At 70.3% G+C, this 17,159-nt stretch carries 14 protein-coding genes; 7 read left to right on the top strand and 7 right to left on the bottom strand.

What is annotated here, in order from left to right:
• Positions 1–12: 12 nt before the first annotated feature.
• Positions 13–546 carry a TetR/AcrR family transcriptional regulator gene (locus HD557_RS21805; protein WP_008363957.1) on the bottom strand — a complete coding sequence of 178 codons (534 nt, stop codon included), beginning with the start codon at positions 544–546 and terminating at the stop codon, positions 13–15.
• Between the two features lie 120 nt (positions 547–666).
• Here HD557_RS21805 and HD557_RS21800 point away from each other — a divergent pair, with 120 nt between their 5' ends.
• Both HD557_RS21800 and HD557_RS21795 read left to right on the top strand, forming a co-directional pair.
• A complete protein-coding gene (locus tag HD557_RS21800; protein WP_008363955.1) occupies positions 667–1,182 on the top strand; it encodes a DinB family protein in 516 nt (171 codons plus the stop codon).
• A gap of 35 nt (positions 1,183–1,217) precedes the next feature.
• Entirely contained in the window at positions 1,218–2,618 is a 1,401-nt protein-coding gene (locus HD557_RS21795; protein WP_008363953.1) for an NAD(P)H-quinone dehydrogenase, read from the top strand.
• Positions 2,619–2,735: 117 nt separating this feature from the next.
• Here the strand turns inward: HD557_RS21795 and HD557_RS21790 are convergent, their stop codons facing one another.
• The 3 genes from HD557_RS21790 to HD557_RS21780 all read right to left on the bottom strand — a co-directional run bounded on the left by HD557_RS21790 (position 2,736) and on the right by HD557_RS21780 (position 7,869).
• Positions 2,736–3,353, bottom strand: coding sequence for a hypothetical protein (locus HD557_RS21790; RefSeq protein WP_196875437.1), 618 nt, complete (start codon positions 3,351–3,353; stop codon positions 2,736–2,738).
• 158 nt (positions 3,354–3,511) lie between these two features.
• Positions 3,512–6,889 carry a pyruvate carboxylase gene (locus tag HD557_RS21785; protein ID WP_196875436.1) on the bottom strand — a complete coding sequence of 1,126 codons (3,378 nt, stop codon included), beginning with the start codon at positions 6,887–6,889 and terminating at the stop codon, positions 3,512–3,514.
• Between the two features lie 47 nt (positions 6,890–6,936).
• Positions 6,937–7,869, bottom strand: a complete 933-nt coding sequence (locus tag HD557_RS21780) for a LysR family transcriptional regulator (RefSeq protein WP_196875435.1) — start codon at positions 7,867–7,869, stop codon at positions 6,937–6,939.
• 94 nt (positions 7,870–7,963) lie between these two features.
• Between HD557_RS21780 and HD557_RS21775 the strand changes: the two genes are divergently transcribed.
• A complete protein-coding gene (locus HD557_RS21775) occupies positions 7,964–9,337 on the top strand; it encodes an MFS transporter (protein WP_231380404.1) in 1,374 nt (457 codons plus the stop codon).
• Positions 9,334–10,119 carry a 3-hydroxybutyrate dehydrogenase gene (locus HD557_RS21770; protein WP_196875434.1) on the top strand — a complete coding sequence of 262 codons (786 nt, stop codon included), beginning with the start codon at positions 9,334–9,336 and terminating at the stop codon, positions 10,117–10,119. Before HD557_RS21775 ends, HD557_RS21770 begins: the two co-directional genes overlap by 4 nt.
• A gap of 23 nt (positions 10,120–10,142) precedes the next feature.
• Here the strand turns inward: HD557_RS21770 and HD557_RS21765 are convergent, their stop codons facing one another.
• Positions 10,143–11,072, bottom strand: coding sequence for an NAD-dependent epimerase/dehydratase family protein (locus HD557_RS21765; RefSeq protein WP_196875433.1), 930 nt, complete (start codon positions 11,070–11,072; stop codon positions 10,143–10,145).
• Positions 11,073–11,241: 169 nt separating this feature from the next.
• Between HD557_RS21765 and HD557_RS21760 the strand changes: the two genes are divergently transcribed.
• On the top strand, positions 11,242–11,985 hold the full coding sequence (locus HD557_RS21760; RefSeq protein ID WP_196875432.1) for a TetR/AcrR family transcriptional regulator: 744 nt from the start codon (positions 11,242–11,244) through the stop codon (positions 11,983–11,985).
• A 31-nt stretch (positions 11,986–12,016) separates the two neighbouring features.
• On the opposite strand, the gene HD557_RS21755 is transcribed toward HD557_RS21760, so the two are convergent.
• On the bottom strand, positions 12,017–13,795 hold the full coding sequence (locus HD557_RS21755; protein ID WP_231380403.1) for an acetyl/propionyl/methylcrotonyl-CoA carboxylase subunit alpha: 1,779 nt from the start codon (positions 13,793–13,795) through the stop codon (positions 12,017–12,019).
• A 66-nt stretch (positions 13,796–13,861) separates the two neighbouring features.
• A complete protein-coding gene (locus HD557_RS21750; protein WP_231380402.1) occupies positions 13,862–14,824 on the bottom strand; it encodes an N-acetylglucosamine kinase in 963 nt (320 codons plus the stop codon).
• A gap of 112 nt (positions 14,825–14,936) precedes the next feature.
• On the opposite strand from HD557_RS21750, the gene HD557_RS21745 reads away from it, so the two are divergent.
• Together HD557_RS21745 and ngcE are read left to right on the top strand one after the other, a co-directional pair.
• A complete protein-coding gene (locus tag HD557_RS21745) occupies positions 14,937–15,698 on the top strand; it encodes a sugar isomerase domain-containing protein (RefSeq protein WP_196875430.1) in 762 nt (253 codons plus the stop codon).
• A 50-nt stretch (positions 15,699–15,748) separates the two neighbouring features.
• On the top strand, positions 15,749–17,158 hold the full coding sequence (gene ngcE / locus HD557_RS21740; protein ID WP_008363356.1) for an N-acetylglucosamine/diacetylchitobiose ABC transporter substrate-binding protein: 1,410 nt from the start codon (positions 15,749–15,751) through the stop codon (positions 17,156–17,158).
• The last annotated feature ends 1 nt before the right edge of the window (position 17,159 follow it).

Here is a 17,159-nt window from a genome sequence, read left to right as displayed (position 1 = left end):
TCTCCGGTCCCGCTAGACGCCGGGTGTGACCGGGCCGATCTCGATCCCCAGCAGGCCCCACGCCCGGCGGGCGGTGGCCTCGCGTGCCTCGGGTGTCGGCCCGAGCACCGCGCCGGAGACCATCGCGACGGCGAGCATGACGTCGTCGGTGCCGTGGGTCTCCTTCGGGAGCCCGTCGATGGCGGTGCGTACGCGATCGGCGAGGTGCTGGGAGCTCTCCTCGTTGCTGAGCCGGACGATGCCCACGAAGGCGGTCGAGCGGATCATCTGCCAGGTGACGACGCCGAGCACGTCGGCCAGCGTCGCGTCGGGGCGGGCGGCGACCTGCTCGATGTCGCGTACGTTCTCCTCCAGCACCGCGGTGGCCAGGGTGAGCCGGTCGGGGAAGTGCCGGTAGAGGGTGCCCTGGCCGACGCCGGCGCGTTTGGCCACCGCCGACATCGGGGCGTCGAGACCCTGCTCGGCGAGGACCTCGCGGGCAGCGGAGACCAGCAGGTCGCGGTTGCGGACCGCGTCGCTCCGGGTCGGGTTCGCAGGGCTGGTCATCCCAGCAGGGTAGTGGCCGGCGGATCTTTTTCGGACCCGGGTTCATTGCGGACGGAAACTGACCTGAAGGGCCCCTAGCGTTGTCGGTGTCAGAGGGAAACACGACCAAGGAGCTGAACGATGACCGTCGCCACCACCACCCTGAGCCGCGAGCGGACCGACCTGCTGGAGACGCTGGCCAAGCACCGCGGCTTCCTGCGGTTCACCGCCCGCGACCTCACCGACGAGCAGGCCCGGCTCACCCCGACCGCCTCCGCGCTCAGCGTCGGCGGTCTGGTCAAGCACGTTGCCGGCGTCGAGCGGGGCTGGGCCGACTTCATCGTCCGTGGGACGGTCGCGCAGGAGCTCTCCCCGGAGAAGTACGCCGAGTTCGCCGCCGACTTCGTGCTCGCCGAGGACGAGACGCTGGAGGGCGTGCTCGAGGCGTACGAGAAGGTGGCCGCCGCCACCGACGAGCTGATCCGGACCGTCGACCTCGACGCCGACCACGCCCTTCCCGAGGCCCCCTGGTTCGAGGCCGGCGCCCGCTGGTCCAACCGCCGCGTCCTCGCCCACATCCTGGCCGAGACCGCCCAGCACGCCGGCCACGCCGACATCATCCGGGAGACCATCGACGGTCAGAAGACGATGGGCTGACTCTGCCCTCCGGGGCGCGTGGAAGAATGCGGCCCATGGCGCGGGTGACGATCATTGGTGGAGGTCCAGGCGGATACGAGGCGGCGCTGGTCGCGCAGCAGCTCGGGGCGGAGGTCACGGTCGTCGACCGTGACGGCCTCGGCGGCAGCGCGGTGCTCACCGACTGCGTGCCGAGCAAGACCCTGATCGCCACGGCCGAGCTGATGTCCGACATGACGCTCGCCCGCGACCTGGGCATCCACTTCCGCGACCACCAGGGCGACCCGGCCACCGAGCTCTACGCCGACCTCGGGGTCGTCAACAAGCGGGTCAAGTCGCTCGCGCTCGCGCAGTCGAGCGACATCGAGAGCCGGCTGTCCCGTCGCGGGATCCGGATCGTCAAGGGCACCGGCCGCATCGACGCCGACAAGCGTCAGGTGATCGCGACACGGGCCGAGGACGGCGGCGAGGAGGCCATCGAGAACGATGCCGTCCTGATCGCCACCGGCGCCCGGCCGCGGGTGCTGCCGACCGCGCAGCCCGACGGCGAGCGGATCCTGACCTGGGAGCAGGTCTACGACCTCGACGAGCTGCCCTCCCACATGATCGTGGTGGGCTCGGGCGTCACCGGCGCGGAGTTCGCCAGCGCCTACCTCAACCTCGGCTCGCAGGTCACCCTGGTCTCCTCGCGCGACCGCGTCCTCCCGGGCGAGGACGCGGACGCGGCGACGGTCCTCCAGGACGTACTCGAGCGTCAGGGCATGAACATCCTCAGCAAGTCGCGGATGGAGTCGGTGACCCGCGACGGCGACGTCGTCACCGTCCGGCTGACCGACGGCCGCGAGGTCACCGGCAGCCACTGCATCCTCGCGCTCGGCTCGATCCCCAACACCGAGGACCTCGGCCTGGAGGAGGCCGGCATCGAGCTCGACGAGGGCGGGTTCATCCGCACCGACAAGGTGTCGCGCACCTCCGCCTACGGCGTGTACGCAGCCGGCGACTGCACCGGCGGCTTCATGCTCGCCTCGACCGCTGCCATGGCCGGCCGGATCGCGATGCGCCACTTCCTCGGCGACGCGGTCATCCCGATGGACCTCAAGGAGGTCGCGGCCAACGTCTTCACCTCGCCCGAGATCGCCACGGTCGGCTACTCCCAGGCCCAGGTCGACTCCGGCGAGGTCGTCGCCGACACCCTGCGCCTCGACCTCAAGGGCAACCCGCGGGCCAAGATGCAGGGCATCACCGACGGTTTCGTCAAGCTGATCTCGCGTCCCGGCACCGGCGTCGTCATCGGTGGTGTCGTGGTCGGCCCCCGCGCCTCCGAGCTCATCCACCCGATCACCCTCGCGGTCTCCACCGGGCTGACCGTCGACCAGATCGCCAACAGCTTCACCGTCTACCCGTCGATCTCCGGCTCCACCGCCGAGGCCGCCCGCCGCCTCCACCACGTCGAGTAGGCGCCCCGGTCGGCCGAGGCGTCACCCACGTCGGCCGAGCCGTCAGTTGTGGCGGCCGAGACGTCAGTTCTGGGCGACGAAACTGTGGTCTCGTCGCCCACAGCCGGCCGGTGCGGGCTATTTCCAGACGGTCGCGTCGACCTTGATGGCGTTCCCGGTGGCCAGTGTCTCGAGGCGGAAGATGCGTCCTTCAGCCGTCTTGCCGCACACGTAGAGGCCCTGGGTGAGGTCTTGGACCACCCGGTCGCCGCTCTCGACAACAGTGGTGTCGCACTCCTCCTTCGTGGGCGCGGAGTCGCTCAGCCAGGCCGCGATCAGCACCTCGGAGCTGTCATCGACCGACATCATGTCGGACTGCAGCCAGCCAACGGTGTTGGCCGGGGCCACCTTGGGTGGCGAGAAGTCGAAGTTGAGCTTCCCGAGAGTGACCTCGCCGCTCCATCGCACCCCGTCGGTGTCGGCGTCGTTCGCGACGTCGCTGGGCGCCGTGCCGCCGGACGGATCGACCGTCGCGGTGACGGTGACGGTGGTGGTCGCGGTCGGCGTGCTCGCGGAACCACCGGAGGAGCCATCGGAGCCGGCCAAGTGAGTGACTACGCCGCCGAGACCCAGTGCGGTGACCAGCGCGGCGATCGCGGAGATCCAGTTGGGACCGTGGTTCCAGAGGTTCTTTGCGTTCTCAGACGTAGGGCGCGGGCCCTGCTCGGGTGCGGGCTGCCGAGACGTACTGCTCACGAAGGCGTCCTAGCGGTCGTGTGATGGTGCGCTCAACCTAGCGCTTCGGGACTCCTCGCGGACATGCCTTTTGCTTTCCCGGGCCGGCCGAGGCGTCGCTCGCATCGGCCGAGATGGCACCGCAGTGCCATCTCGGCCGGCGCGGCTGACGCTTCGGCTCAGCCGAGCACGAGCACCAGGTCGCCGCCGTCGACGGACTGGGTGCCGGAGAAGGCGAGGCGGGAGACGGTGCCGTCGATGGGTGCGGTGATGGCGGCCTCCATCTTCATCGCCTCGATGGTGGCGACGGTGTCGCCGGCCTTGACCGACTCGCCGGCCGCGACCGAGATGGTGACGACACCCTGGAACGGCGCCGCGACCTGGCCGGGAACGGCAGGGTCGGCCTTCTCGGCGGCGGCCACCTCGGCCGCGACGGAGCGGTCCCGCACGCTGATCGGGCGCAGGTGGCCGTTGATCGTCGCCATGACGGTGCGGATGCCGCGCTCGTCGGGCTCGGAGACGGCGGTGAGCCCGAAGATCACCGTCTTGCCCTCGGAGATCTCGACGACGTGCTCCTCGCCCTCGCGCAGCCCGTAGAGGTAGTCGAGGGTCGAGATCACCGACACGTCGCCCCACTTCGAGCGCGCCTCGGTGAAGTCCTTCGTCGGGCCGGGGAAGAGCAGCCGGTTGAGCGTGCCACGACGGTCCGACTTCAGCCCGGCGGCGTCCTCCTCCGACAGGGACGGCGACGGCTCCTTCCAGGTGCGACCGGCGATCGCCTTGCTGCGGAACGGCTCGGGCCAGCCGCCCGGCGGGTCACCGAGCTCCCCGTTGAGGAAGCCGATGACCGAGGCCGGGATGTCGTACGCAGCCGGGTCCGCCTCGAACGCAGCCGGGTCGGCACCTGCGGCGACGAGCGAGAGCGCCAGGTCGCCGATGACCTTCGAGGAGGGGGTGACCTTGGGGACGCGGCCGAGGATCTGGTTGGCCGCGGCGTACATGTCCTCGATCTGCTCGAACTTCTCGCCGAGCCCCAGCGCGATCGCCTGCTGGCGCAGGTTGGAGAGCTGGCCGCCCGGGATCTCGTGGCGGTAGACCCGGCCGGTCGGCGCGGGCAGCCCGGACTCGAAGGGCGCGTAGACGCGGCGTACGGCCTCCCAGTAGGGCTCGAGCGAGTTGACCGCGGCCAGGGAGAGCCCGGTGGCCCGCGGGGTGTGGTCGGTCGCCGCCACCAGCGAGGAGAGCGGCGGCTGGGAGGTGGTGCCGGCCATGGACGCGGTGGCGGCGTCGACGGCGTCGACACCGGCCTCGATCGCGGCCGTCAGCGTGGCCAGCTGGCCACCGGCGGTGTCGTGGGTGTGCAGGTGGACGGGCAGATCAAAGCGCGAGCGGAGCGCGGTGACCAGGGTGCGCGCGGCAGGCGCCCGGAGCAGCCCGGCCATGTCCTTGATCGCCAGCACGTGCGCCCCGGCCGAGACGATCTCCTCGGCGAGTCGCAGGTAGTAGTCGAGCGTGTAGAGCTTCTCGTCGGGCGAGGAGAGGTCGCCGGTGTAGCACAGCGCCACCTCGGCGACGGCGGTCCCGGTCGAACGCACCGCGTCGATCGCCGGCCGCATCTGGGAGACGTCGTTGAGCGCGTCGAAGATCCGGAACACATCGATCCCGGTCTCCGCGGCCTCCGAGACGAACGCGTCGGTGACCTCGGTCGGGTAGGGCGTGTAGCCCACCGTGTTGCGGCCGCGCAGCAGCATCTGCAGGTTGATGTTCGGGATCGCCTCGCGCAGCTGCGCCAGCCGCTCCCACGGGTCCTCGGAGAGGAAGCGCAGGGCCACGTCGTACGTCGCCCCGCCCCAGGCCTCCATCGACCACAGCTGCGGCGTCAGCCGCGCGACGTGGCCGGCGACACCGAGCAGGTCGGTGGTGCGGACCCGGGTCGCGAGCAGCGACTGGTGGGCGTCACGGAAGGTGGTGTCGGTGACCGCCACCGCCTCCTGGGCACGCAGCGCGGCCGCGAAGCCCTCCGGCCCGAGCTCGCGCAGCAGGTCGCGCGAACCCGCCGGAGGCGCGACCGACAGGTCGACCGCCGGCAGCTTCGAGGACGGGTGCAGCGAGACCGGCGCAGCGCCGTGCGGCTGGTTGACGGTCACGTCGGCGAGGTAGGTGAGCAGCTTGGTGCCGCGGTCGCCGGAGGCCCGCGCGGTCAGCAGCTGCGGATGGGTCTCGATGAACGAGGTCGTGATCGAGCCCGCGATGAAGTCGGGGTCGTCGAGCAGCGCCTGCAGGAACGGGATGTTCGTCGCGACGCCGCGGATCCGGAACTCCGCCACGGCCCGGCGGGCGCGGGTGACGGCGTCCTCGAAGGTGCGCCCGCGGCAGGTGAGCTTGGCGAGCATCGAGTCGAAGTGCGGCGAGACCTCGGCGCCGGCGTACGTCGTGCCTCCGTCGACCCGGATCCCGGCGCCGCCGGGGGATCGGTAGGTGGTGATCATGCCCGTGTCGGGGCGGAAGTTGTTGGCCGGGTCCTCGGTGGTGATCCGGCACTGCATCGCCGCGCCGCGCAGCTGCACGGAGTCCTGGCTCAGGCCGAGGTCGGCCAGCGTCTCGCCGGCGGCGATCCGCATCTGCGAGCGGACCAGGTCGACGTCGGTGACCTCCTCGGTCACGGTGTGCTCGACCTGGATGCGCGGGTTCATCTCGATGAAGACGTAGTTGCCCGCGGGGTCGAGCAGGAACTCGACGGTGCCGGCGCACGAGTAGCCGATCTCCTTGGCGAACCGCACCGCGTCCGCACAGATGCGCTCGCGCAGCTCGGGGTCGAGGTTGGGCGCGGGCGCGATCTCGACGACCTTCTGGTGGCGGCGCTGCACGGAGCAGTCACGCTCGAAGAGGTGGATGACGTTGCCCTCGCCGTCGGCGAGGATCTGCACCTCGATGTGGCGCGGCTCGACCACGGCCTGCTCGATGAAGACGGTCGGGTCGCCGAAGGCGGCCTCGCCCTCGCGCATACAGGTCTCCACGGCCTCGCGGAGCTTCTCGGGGTCGTCGACGCGACGCATCCCGCGACCGCCACCACCGGCGACCGCCTTCACGAACAGCGGGTAGGGAAGGGCGGACGCCGCGGAGACGAGCTCGTCGACGTCGGTCGACGGCTCGACGGACTGAAGGGTCGGTACGCCGGCAGCCTTCGCCGCCGCGATGGCGGTGGCCTTGTTGCCGGTCAGCGTGAGGACCTCCGCCGAAGGCCCGATGAACGTGATCCCCGCCCGAGCGCAGGCCTCGGCCAGCGCCGGGTTCTCGGAGAGGAAGCCGTAGCCGGGGTAGATGGCGTCCGCGCCACTCTGCTTGGCGACCTCGACGATCGCGTTGGGATCGAGGTAGGCCCGGATCGGATGACCGAGCTCTCCGATCTGGTAGGCCTCGTCGGCCTTCAGCCGGTGCTCTGAGCCCCGGTCCTCGTAGGGGAACACGGCGACCGTCTTGGCCCCGAGCTCGAAGCCGGCACGGAAAGCTCGGATCGCGATCTCGCCGCGGTTGGCAACCAACACCTTCTTGAACATGGCGGCCACGGTACCCATCAGAATCGGCTTGTCCAGGTTATGGAACGTTACCGCCCAGTCGGTGGACGCGTCCCCCGGCCGAGCAGGGCGTCCTGCTGCTCGGCCATCTGCTCGCGCAGGCCGCCCACGACGGCGGCCACGGCCGGCCGGCGCCAGGATTCGGGGTGCACGACGGCCCAGTAGGGCAGCCGCTGGTGGATGTCCTCGTGGAGCATCCGGACGAGGTCGGGATGGCGGTCGGCCATGAAGCAGGGGAGCAGGCCGAGGCCGGCTCCCGCGCGGGTCGCCTCCACGTGGACGAACACGTTCGTCGAGGTGACGGCGTCGCGGATGCCGGGCAGCAGCCGCCGGGGGATGTCGAGGTCGTCGACCTGGAGCATCGAGTCGACGAAGTAGACCAGGCGGTGGCGTACGGCCTCCTCGATCGTGGCCGGGGCGCCGTGGCGCTCCAGGTAGCCGGGGGAGGCGTAGAGGCCGAGCTCGTACTCGCCCAGGTGGAGCGCGCGGCCACGCATGACCGCCGGCTCGCCGACCACCACCTCGATGTCGACGCCGGAGCGGTGCTGCGCCGCCTGCCGGGTCACGGTGACGATCTCGACCGCGAGCTCGGGGTGGTCCTGCCGGAGCGCGGCGACCGCCGGTGAGGCGATGTACGCAGCGAACCCGTCGGTCGTCGACATCCTGACCACGCCGGCCACCGGGTCGGCGGGCTCGTCCGCGGCCAGCCGGGCCAGCGACTCGGCGACACCCTCGGCCGCCCGCGCCGCGCGCTCGCCGAGGGCGGTCAGCGCCCACCCGTCGGAGCCGCGCACCAGGACCCGGCCGCCGAGAGCACGCTCGAGCGCGGAGATGTTGCGGCTGACCGTCGTGTGGGTCAGGCCGAGCGAGCGGGCGGCCGTGGTGAAGCGGCCGCTGCGGGCGACCTCCAGCAGCACCAGCAGCTGGTCGGCGGACGGCGGCGTCGGCGTGGTCGTGGGCATCGGGCCACCCTAACGCGGGATGTGCATTTCCGTTCATCACGTGTGCCAACATGCGCGTTGCAAGCACATTATGATCACTGTCACACTCCCAGCCATGTCCATGACACAGCCGGGCGCCACCGCCGCCCCCAACGACCAGAGCCTGCTCCGCAGGACCGTGGCGGCCTCCATGGCCGGCACGGTCGTGGAGTGGTACGACTTCTTCCTCTACGCCACCGCCTCGGCGCTCGTCTTCGCCAAGGTGATCATGCCGGCCACCGGCAACGCCTACGACGCGATCATCGCGGCCTTCGTCACCTACGCCATCGGGTTCGTCGCCCGCCCGCTGGGCGGCGTCGTCTTCGGCCACATCGGCGACCGCCTCGGCCGCAAGTACACGCTGCAGCTGACCATCATGCTGATCGGCGTCGCCACCGTGCTGATGGGCTGCCTGCCGACGTACGGCCAGATCGGCCTGGCGGCACCGATCGCGCTGGTGCTGCTGCGGTTCGTGCAGGGGCTCGCGCTGGGTGGTGAGTGGGGCGGGGCCGTCCTGCTGGTCGCCGAGCACGCCCCGGACGACAAGCGGGCGACCTGGGCCGCCTGGCCGCAGGCCGCGGTGCCGGTGGGCAACCTGCTCGCCACGCTGGTGCTCACGCTGATGACGATCACGCTCTCCGACGCCGCGTTCCTGGCCTGGGGCTGGCGCGTCGCCTTCTGGCTCTCGGCCGTCGTCGTCCTCGTCGGCTACTTCATCCGCCGCTCGGTCACCGACTCGCCGATCTTCGAGGAGGCGAAGGCCGAGCAGGGCGAGGCCGCTGCCGCCGGCTACGGCGTCTTCGAGGTGCTGCGTCGCTACCCGCTCGGGGTGCTGAAGGGCATGGGCCTGCGGTTCGCGGAGAACATCATGTACTACCTGGTGGTGTCGTTCTCGATCGTCTACCTGGTCGAGGACCAGAAGATGGACCAGGGCGCGCTGCTCGGTCTGATCGCGATCGCGCACGCCTGCCACTTCTTCTTCATCCTCGCCGTCGGCCGGCTCGCCGACGGAGTGGGCCGCAAGCCGGTCTACCTGGTCGGTGCGGTGCTCGGCGCGACCTGGGGCTTCTGGGCGTTCCCGATGCTCGACACCAAGAGCAACATCGCGATCGTGGCGGCGCTGATCGCCGGCCTGGCGATCCACGCGCTGATGTACTCCACCCAGCCCGCGATCATGGCCGAGATGTTCCCGACCCGGATGCGCTACTCCGGCATCTCGATCTCCTACCAGGTGACCTCGATCTTCGCCGGCTCGCTCGCGCCGCTGCTGGCCATCGCCTGGCTCAAGGACACCGGCACCTGGACCAACACCGCGATCTACCTCGCCGTGGCGGGCATCATCACCGCGCTCGTCGTGCTTACCCTGAAGGAGACGAAGGGCACCTCGCTGCGTGCGCTGGACCGGGCCGACGCCGACCGTGAGGCCGCACGCGAGGTGAGCCCGGCGTGAACTCGGCCACGGCTGTCTCGGGCGCCGTCGATTCCGGTCGTACGCTCCAGGGCCGGCGGGCCCTGGTCACCGGCGGTGCGTCGGGGATCGGCGCGGCGGTGGCCCGCGAGCTCGCCGCCCGCGGCGCGCGGGTCGTCGTCGCCGACGTGGCCGGCGACGACGCCCACGCCCTCGCCGAGGAGATCGGCGGCGAGGCGTGGGTGGTCGACCTGACCGCGACCCACGAGCTCGACGACCTCAGCCTCGAGGTCGACGTCCTGGTCAACAACGCCGGCATCCAGCGGGTGAGTCCGATCGAGAAGTTCGACCCCGACGACTTCCGCAGGATCCACTCGATCATGCTCGTCGCGCCGTTCCTGCTGGTCAGGGCCGCGTTGCCGCACATGTACGCCAACGGTTGGGGCCGCATCGTCAACATCTCCTCCGTGCACGGCCTGGTTGCCTCCCCCTTCAAGAGCGCCTACGTCTCGGCCAAGCACGGTCTGGAGGGACTCTCGAAGGTCACCGCCCTCGAGGGCGGCCCGCACGGCGTGACCAGCGTCTGCATCAACCCCGGCTACGTGCGTACGCCGCTGGTGGAGAAGCAGATCGCCGACCAGGCCAAGGTGCACGACATCCCCGAGGACGAGGTCCTGGAGAAGGTGCTGCTGCAGGACGCCGCCGTGAAGCGGCTGGTCGAGCCGGACGAGGTCGGCTCGCTGGTCGGCTGGCTCACCGGCCCTGACGCCTCGATGGTCTCCGGCGCCTCGTGGGCCATCGACGGCGGCTGGAGCGCCCGCTAGCCCCAGTTCCGGTTCTGGCCTGCTCAGGCCTGCGTACGCCACCAGTCCACCGTCGCCTTGGCCCCGGTCTCGAGCGGGGTGGGGGACAGGCCGAGCCGGGACTCGCTGGCCGAGGAGTCGAGCACGAACGGCTTGTCGAACTGGTAGACCATCTCGGCCAGCTCCCGGGTGCCGCCGTGCACCGTCCCGATCGCCTTCAGCGCCCAGGTGGGGATCCGGCCGACCGGCGGCGCCTCGACCCCGGCGACCTCGGCGTAGACCCGGACGAGAGCACGCTGGGATATCGCCGGCGCGGTCGGAGCGTGCAGGAAGGAGTCCCACAGGCTCTCCTCGTCGGCCGCCCTGATCATCGCGGCGCCGAGGTCGGGGACGTACGTCCACGAGTGCGGCGCGTCCGGGTCGCCCAACACCCGCATGGTGCGGCCGGCGAGCACCGTCGGCACCATCCGTTCGCCCGCGTGGGCGGTACGCACCAGCGGGCCGTAGAAGTCCGAGGCCGCGACGCTGACCGTCGGTGTCGGGGAGGCGTCGCGGGCGCGGAGCAGCTCGACGCGCACCGCGGGCTTGCCGAAGTCGGCGTTCCGCGGAGTCTGCTCGGTCATCGGCGCGGTGACGTGGCCGTAGGCGTAGAGGCTCTCCGGGAAGACGACCACGGCGCCGGCCCGACCGGCGGCCTCGAGCACGACCTTCTCGGCGCGCGGGAGCTCGGCGCGCCAGGTCGCGGCGGCGTAGGCGCTGCCGTGCATGCAGTGGAAGACGGCGCGGGTGCCGGTGGCCGCCTGCGTGACGGTCTCGGCGTCGGTCGCATCGCCGCGGAGGCGCTCGATGCTCTCGTGCACCGGGCCGCTCCCGGAGCGGGTGAGGAGGCGTACGCGGTCGCCGCGCGCGGCGAGCTGCTGGGCGATGGTCGCGCCGACGGGGCCGGCGCCGATGACGAGGTAGGTGCTGTTCATGGCTGTGTCCTTGGTTTTGGTGGTCGAACCCTTCGACAGGCTCAGGAACCACCTGTCGAGATTCCGAGAGCAGTGCTCTCGGAATGAGTCTGGCGCGTGTCGGCAGCAAAAGCAAGAGCACTGCTCACTTTTGTTGACAGCGCTCTCTTGATCGGGACACGATGGCGCCATGACAGCCACCTCACGAGACGGCACCCCACGCGAGCGGGCGCGGGCGCAGACCATGGACGAGATCGTCCGGATCGGCCGCGAGCACCTGGCGGTCCACGGCGCCGCCGCGCTCTCGCTGCGCGCGGTCGCCCGCGACCTCGGGGTGGTCTCCTCGGCGGTCTACCGCTACGTGAAGAACCGCGACGAGCTGCTGACCCTGCTCCTCGTCTCCGGCTACGACGAGCTCGGCGACGCCGTCGACGCGGCCGTCGCGGCCGCCCCCGAGGACGACCACCGCGCCCAGTTCCTGGCGCTCGGCCGCGCGGTCAGGACCTGGGCGCTCGCCGAGCCGGCGACGTACGCGCTGCTGTTCGGGTCGCCCGTGCCCGGCTACGCCGCGCCCGACGAGCGCACCAGCGTGCCCGGCACCCGCGTGCCGACCGCGATGCTGCGGGTGTGTGCCGGTGCGCTCGCCGCCGGCCGGCTGATCGTGCCGGAGGGAGACGGCGGGATCTCGCCCGAGCTCACCGTGGGGCTCCAGGGCATCCGCGACCAGCTCGGTCTCGATCTGCCCGATGCCGCGCTCACCCGCGGCGTACTCGTCTGGACCAGCCTCTTCGGCCGCGTCAGCTTCGAGGTGTTCGGCCAGTTCGGCCCCGACCGCTTCGGCGACCCGGCCGGTCTCTTCGAGATCCATCTGGCCGTGATGGCGGACGAGCTCGGGTTGTACCCTCACGACAACAGCGGCCGTTCACCGAGGTAACTCGGTGAACGGCCGCTGTCGGTCGAGCCGACTACTTGATCTCGGCGATGACCGCCCCGTTGGTGACGGTCTCGCCCACGGTGGCGCTCAGGCCGGTGATGACGCCGGCCTTGTGGGCCTTGAGGGGCTGCTCCATCTTCATCGCCTCGATGACCACGACGACGTCACCCTCGGCGACCTCCTGGCCCTCCTCGACGGCGATCTTGACGATGGTGCCCTGCATCGGCGAGGTGACGGAGTCGCCGGAGGCGGCGGCGCCGGCCTTCTTGGCGGAGCGCTTCGGCTTCTTCGCGGCGCTGGTGCCACCGCCGGCAGCGAGGCCACCGAGCCCGGCGGGCAGCGAGACCGAGAGGCGCTTGCCGCCGACCTCGACCACGACGGTCTGGCGCTCGCCGGCTTCCTCAGCCTCACCGGCAGCACCGGCGTACGGCTGGATCTGGTTGTCGAAGTCGGTCTCGATCCAGGTCGTGTAGACGTCGAAGGAGCCGTTCTCGGCGGTGTAGGCCGGGTCGTTGACGACGGCCTGGTGGAACGGGATGACGGTCGGCATGCCGTCGACCTTGAACTCGTCGAGCGCACGACGCGAGCGCTCCAGCGCCTGGGTGCGGTCGCGGCCGGAGACGATCAGCTTGGCGATCAGCGAGTCGAACGAGCCCGGGATGGTCTCGCCCTTCTCGTAGCCACCGTCCAACCGGACACCAGGCCCGGCAGGCGGCGCCCACTCGGTCAGGGTGCCGGGGGCGGGCATGAAGTTGTTGCCGCCGTCCTCGGCGTTGATGCGGAACTCGATGGAGTGGCCGCGGACCTCGGGGTCGTCGTAACCCAGCTCCTCACCAGCGGCGATGCGGAACATCTCGCGGACGAGGTCGATGCCGGTGACCTCCTCGGAGACGCAGTGCTCGACCTGGAGGCGGGTGTTGACCTCGAGGAAGGAGATGGTGCCGTCGGCGGCGACGAGGAACTCACAGGTGCCCGCGCCGACGTAGCCGGCCTCGCGCAGGATCGCCTTGGAGGACTCGTAGAGGCGCTTGTTCTGCTCGTCGGTCAGGAACGGCGCGGGGGCCTCCTCGACCAGCTTCTGGTGGCGACGCTGCAGCGAGCAGTCGCGGGTGGAGACGACGACCACGTTGCCGTGCTTGTCGGCCAGACACTGGGTCTCGACGTGGCGCGGCTTGTCGAGGAACTTCTCGACCAGGCACTCGCCACGACCGAAGGCACCGACGGCCTCGCGCACGGCCGACTCGTAGAGCTCGGGGATCTCCTCGAGGGTGCGGGCGACCTTGAGGCCGCGACCACCACCACCGAAGACCGCCTTGATGGCGACCGGGAGGCCGTACTCCTCGGCGAAGGAGACGATCTCGGAGGCGTCCTTGACCGGGTCCTTGAGGCCCGGGGCCAGCGGGGCGCCCGCCTTCAGCGCGATCTGCTTGGCCTTCGCCTTGTCGCCGAGCGCGTCGATCGCCTCGGGCGAGGGACCGATCCAGGTCAGGCCGGCGTCGATCACGGCCTGGGCGAAGTCGGCGTTCTCCGCGAGGAAGCCGTAGCCCGGGTGGACCGAGTCAGCACCGGACTGGCGCGCCACATCGATGATCTTCTCGATGGACAGGTAGGACTCCGCCGGCGTGGCTCCGCCGAGTGAGTAGGACTCATCGGCCAGGCGCACGAAGAGCGCGTCACGGTCGGGGTCCGCGTAGATCGCTACGGAGCCGATGCCGGCGTCCTTGCACGCGCGGATCACTCGGACGGCGATCTCACCGCGGTTGGCGATCAGGACCTTTGTCAGTGGCTTGCTCAACGAGAACTCCTCCATCGTGAATGCAAGGACATGCTAGGGGAGGCCTTCCGGCCTGGCTTCAGGCAGCCGTAGTAACGATTGTCACACTCTGGTGAGCTGGTCGAGCGACGAGGTTACCCGTGCGTAGGTCGCATCGTCGACGAGCACACCCCCGTGACGCAGTGCCAGCACCGCTGCCCCGGCCAGCCCGTCGGTGGCGACGACGGCCCCGGGAGCGACCCTCGCGGCGAAGTCGGGTTGCCGGGCCAGGACGCTCCCGGCGGCGACCAACGGCCCCTCGATCTCAGGCGTACGCACCGCCGCCAGCGTCTCCGCCAGCCCGGCCGCGGCCTCGTCGAGGATGCCCGCGGCGACCTGGTCCCCGGCACCCGCCGCGGTGAAGACGAGCGCTGCGAAGTCGGCCAGTCGCAGCGGCGGCATCGCATAGAGCGCAGCTGTCGCCGCGACGAGCGTCGCGGTCCGGCCGCCCTGTCGACGTTCGTCGACGGCGATCCCGAGCCGGTCCAGGAGCATGCCCGTCAACGCCGTGGACGCGCCCCGCCCGTCGAGCGGCGCCAGTCCGGCACGTACGACCTCCCGGCCCAGCCAGAAGCCCGAGCCGACGTCGCCGAGCAGCCAGCCCAGGCCGTCCGAGATGCCCGCGAGCCGGCCGTCCTCGACCCGCACCGCCGACGCCCCTGTGCCGGAGAGCAGCACATAGCCGTCGGGAGCCGCCGTCCCCGAGAAGTACGCAGCCAGCACATCGAACTCGAAGACCGGCTCGGTCGCCACCAGCCCGGAGAGGGCGGACACGATCGCCGTCCGGTGGCCGGGGTCGCCGGCACCCGCGACCGCCAGGGCGGCGCCGGCGACCGGGCCGGCCTTCGCGGAGGTCACGGCCTGGGTGACCGCGTCCCTGATCGCCGCCGTGGCGGCGTCGACGCCGGCGGAGGTCGGGTTGCCGCTGCCGGCCTTCCCGATGCCTGTGCAGCGTCCGTCTGAGGAGACCACGACGGCGCGAGTGCTGGTGCCTCCAGCGTCGAGTCCCAAGTAGTTGTTATTCATTGACACCGTTTCGTAACAGAAAACCATTGCCAGGCGTACTCTCTCCAAATAGTTTTCGAGCGCAGGCCTCGGCATACAGTCGCGGCGCGAGTTTGCTAGGTGGGTGGACTAATTGACCAGAGACGTGTTCGGAGCCTTCGACGAGCAGGTTCGCACACGCCTGTCCGAGCTGCAGTCGATCGCCCAGTCCGGTGGGTTCGACGAGGCTGTCGAGGCGATGGTCACCAGCATCCGCAACGGCGGTGTGCTGCAGGCCTTCGGCACCGGCCACTCGCAGGCGTTCGCGATGGAGATCGCCGGACGGGCCGGTGGTCTGATCCCCAGCCACGCCATCGCTCTGCGCGACACCGTCCTCAAGGGCGACCGGCCGGCGAGCGACCTCAAGGGCGGTCTGCTCGAGCGTGACACCAACATTGCCGACGAGCTCTGGGAGCTCCACGAGTTCCACCCCGAGGACGTCTTCCTGATCGCGTCCAACTCCGGCGTCAACGGCTCGATCGTCGGCATCGCGCTGCGCGCGAAGGAGAAGGGCCACACGGTGATCGCGGTGACGAGCCTCGAGCACACCAACGCGGTCACCCCCAAGCACCCCAGCGGCAAGCGCCTGGCCGAGATCGCCGACGTGGTGATCGACAACCTGGCCCCCTTCGGCGACGCGACTGTCCCCGTCGGCGACGGCGGCGTCCTCGCCGGCGCCGTCTCCTCCATCACCGCGGCCTACATCGCCCAGCTCCTGACCCTCGGCACCGCCGCCAGGATCCAGGAGGCGGGCGAGACCCCGCCCCTCTATCTCTCCGCCAATATCCCGGGTGGCGATGAGCACAACGATGCGTTGAAGGCTCGCTACGGCGAGCGCATCGGAAGCATGGCTTGAACCCCCGTAAGAAGAAGCAAAGAGGAACCCACCCGAAAGAAGGCAGCACGATGTCCCAGCAGCTTCACCGGCTCGACCGCCGGACCCTTCTGCGCGGCACCCTCGCCGGCGCGGCGCTCGTGTCGTTCTCCGGAGCGCTCGCCGCGTGTGGCGCACCTGGTAGCGACACCGACAACTCCGGCGGTGGCACCAAGTCCGCCTCCAACCCGTTCGGCATGGCCAAGGACGGCACCGTCGACGCGGTCATCTTCGACGGTGGCTACGGCTACGACTATGTCGAGTTCGCCGCCGGCATCGTCGGCAAGGAGTTCGCGGACGCCGACATCAAGGTCAGCGCCACGACCAAGATCGCCACGGAGCTGCAGCCGCGCTTCGTCGGTGGCACGCCCCCGGACCTGATCGACAACTCGGGTGCGGACCTGATCGGCTTCAGCTCGATCGCCGCCCAGCTCGAGGAGCTCGACGACGTCTTCGAGGCCGACAGCTACGAGGGCGTCAAGATCGAGGACACCCTCTACCCGAACGTGAAGGTGCCCGGCACCTACAGCGACCGCTTCGTCGCGATCAACTACGTCATGACCCTCTACGGCGTGTGGTACTCCGCCTCGCTCTTCGAGGAGAACGGCTGGACCCCGCCGAAGACGTGGGACGAGGCGCTCGACCTCGGTGCCAAGGCCAAGGCCAAGAAGAAGTACCTGTGGACCTGGGGCAAGGAGGCGGCGACCTACTACCGCACCCTGGTCATCGACTCGGCGGCCAAGGAGGGCGGCGACGAGGTGCGCCTCGGTCTCGAGAACCTCGAGAAGGGCATCTGGTCCCACAAGGTCATCCAGGACATCCTCGGCAAGCTCGGCGAGATGGTCAGCCAGGACATGTTCATCCCGGGCGGCGCCGGCACCCAGTTCACCGCCGCGCAGGCCAAGTGGTCCAACGACCAGCAGGCGCTCCTCTACCCCAGCGGTGGCTGGATCGAGAACGAGATGAAGGACGCCACCAAGTCCGGCTTCGAGATGACCGGCATCCCGGAGTTCGTGCTCAGCGACAGCCCGGCGCTGCCGTACGAGGCCGTCCGGGCCGCGGCCGGTGAGGCCTTCATCGTCCCGAGCAAGGCGAAGAACCCTGCCGGCGGCAAGGAGATCCTCCGCGCCATGCTGTCGAAGGAGGCCGCGACCAACTTCGCCAAGACGAAGCTCGCGCCGACCATCGTCAAGGACACCATCCCGGCCGACGGCTTCGGCTCCGCGGCGCTGAAGTCGCAGAGCGCGATGCTCGACGCCGCCGGCGAGAACACCTTCAACTTCCAGTTCTACGACTACTACGGCACCAACGCCGACGAGCTGGTCGTGTGGAACTCCTTCCTCTCCGGTGACCTGGACGTCAAGGGCCTGACCAAGGCCGTCCAGGGCATCTTCGACAAGGTCGCGGACGACTCCTCGATCGAGAAGCTCAAGGTTTCCTGAC

This window comes from Nocardioides luteus, from assembly GCF_015752315.1.
Classification (GTDB): Bacteria; Actinomycetota; Actinomycetes; order Propionibacteriales; family Nocardioidaceae; genus Nocardioides.
Note: the sequence above shows the minus strand (reverse complement) of the source record. Positions and strands in the feature narration are given on the sequence as shown.

Bases quoted from the DNA above. Each gene is read 5' to 3' on its own strand.
- HD557_RS21805 (WP_008363957.1), bottom strand. From the start codon at position 546: ATGACCAGCCCTGCGAACCCGACCCGGAGCGACGCGGTCCGCAACCGC.
- HD557_RS21800 (WP_008363955.1), top strand. From the start codon at position 667: ATGACCGTCGCCACCACCACCCTGAGCCGCGAGCGGACCGACCTGCTG.
- HD557_RS21795 (WP_008363953.1), top strand. From the start codon at position 1,218: ATGGCGCGGGTGACGATCATTGGTGGAGGTCCAGGCGGATACGAGGCG.
- HD557_RS21785 (WP_196875436.1), bottom strand. From the start codon at position 6,889: ATGTTCAAGAAGGTGTTGGTTGCCAACCGCGGCGAGATCGCGATCCGA.
- HD557_RS21780 (WP_196875435.1), bottom strand. From the start codon at position 7,869: ATGCCCACGACCACGCCGACGCCGCCGTCCGCCGACCAGCTGCTGGTG.
- HD557_RS21775 (WP_231380404.1), top strand. From the start codon at position 7,964: ATGTCCATGACACAGCCGGGCGCCACCGCCGCCCCCAACGACCAGAGC.
- HD557_RS21765 (WP_196875433.1), bottom strand. From the start codon at position 11,072: ATGAACAGCACCTACCTCGTCATCGGCGCCGGCCCCGTCGGCGCGACC.
- HD557_RS21760 (WP_196875432.1), top strand. From the start codon at position 11,242: ATGACAGCCACCTCACGAGACGGCACCCCACGCGAGCGGGCGCGGGCG.
- HD557_RS21755 (WP_231380403.1), bottom strand. From the start codon at position 13,795: ATGGAGGAGTTCTCGTTGAGCAAGCCACTGACAAAGGTCCTGATCGCC.
- HD557_RS21750 (WP_231380402.1), bottom strand. From the start codon at position 14,824: ATGAATAACAACTACTTGGGACTCGACGCTGGAGGCACCAGCACTCGC.
- ngcE (WP_008363356.1), top strand. From the start codon at position 15,749: ATGTCCCAGCAGCTTCACCGGCTCGACCGCCGGACCCTTCTGCGCGGC.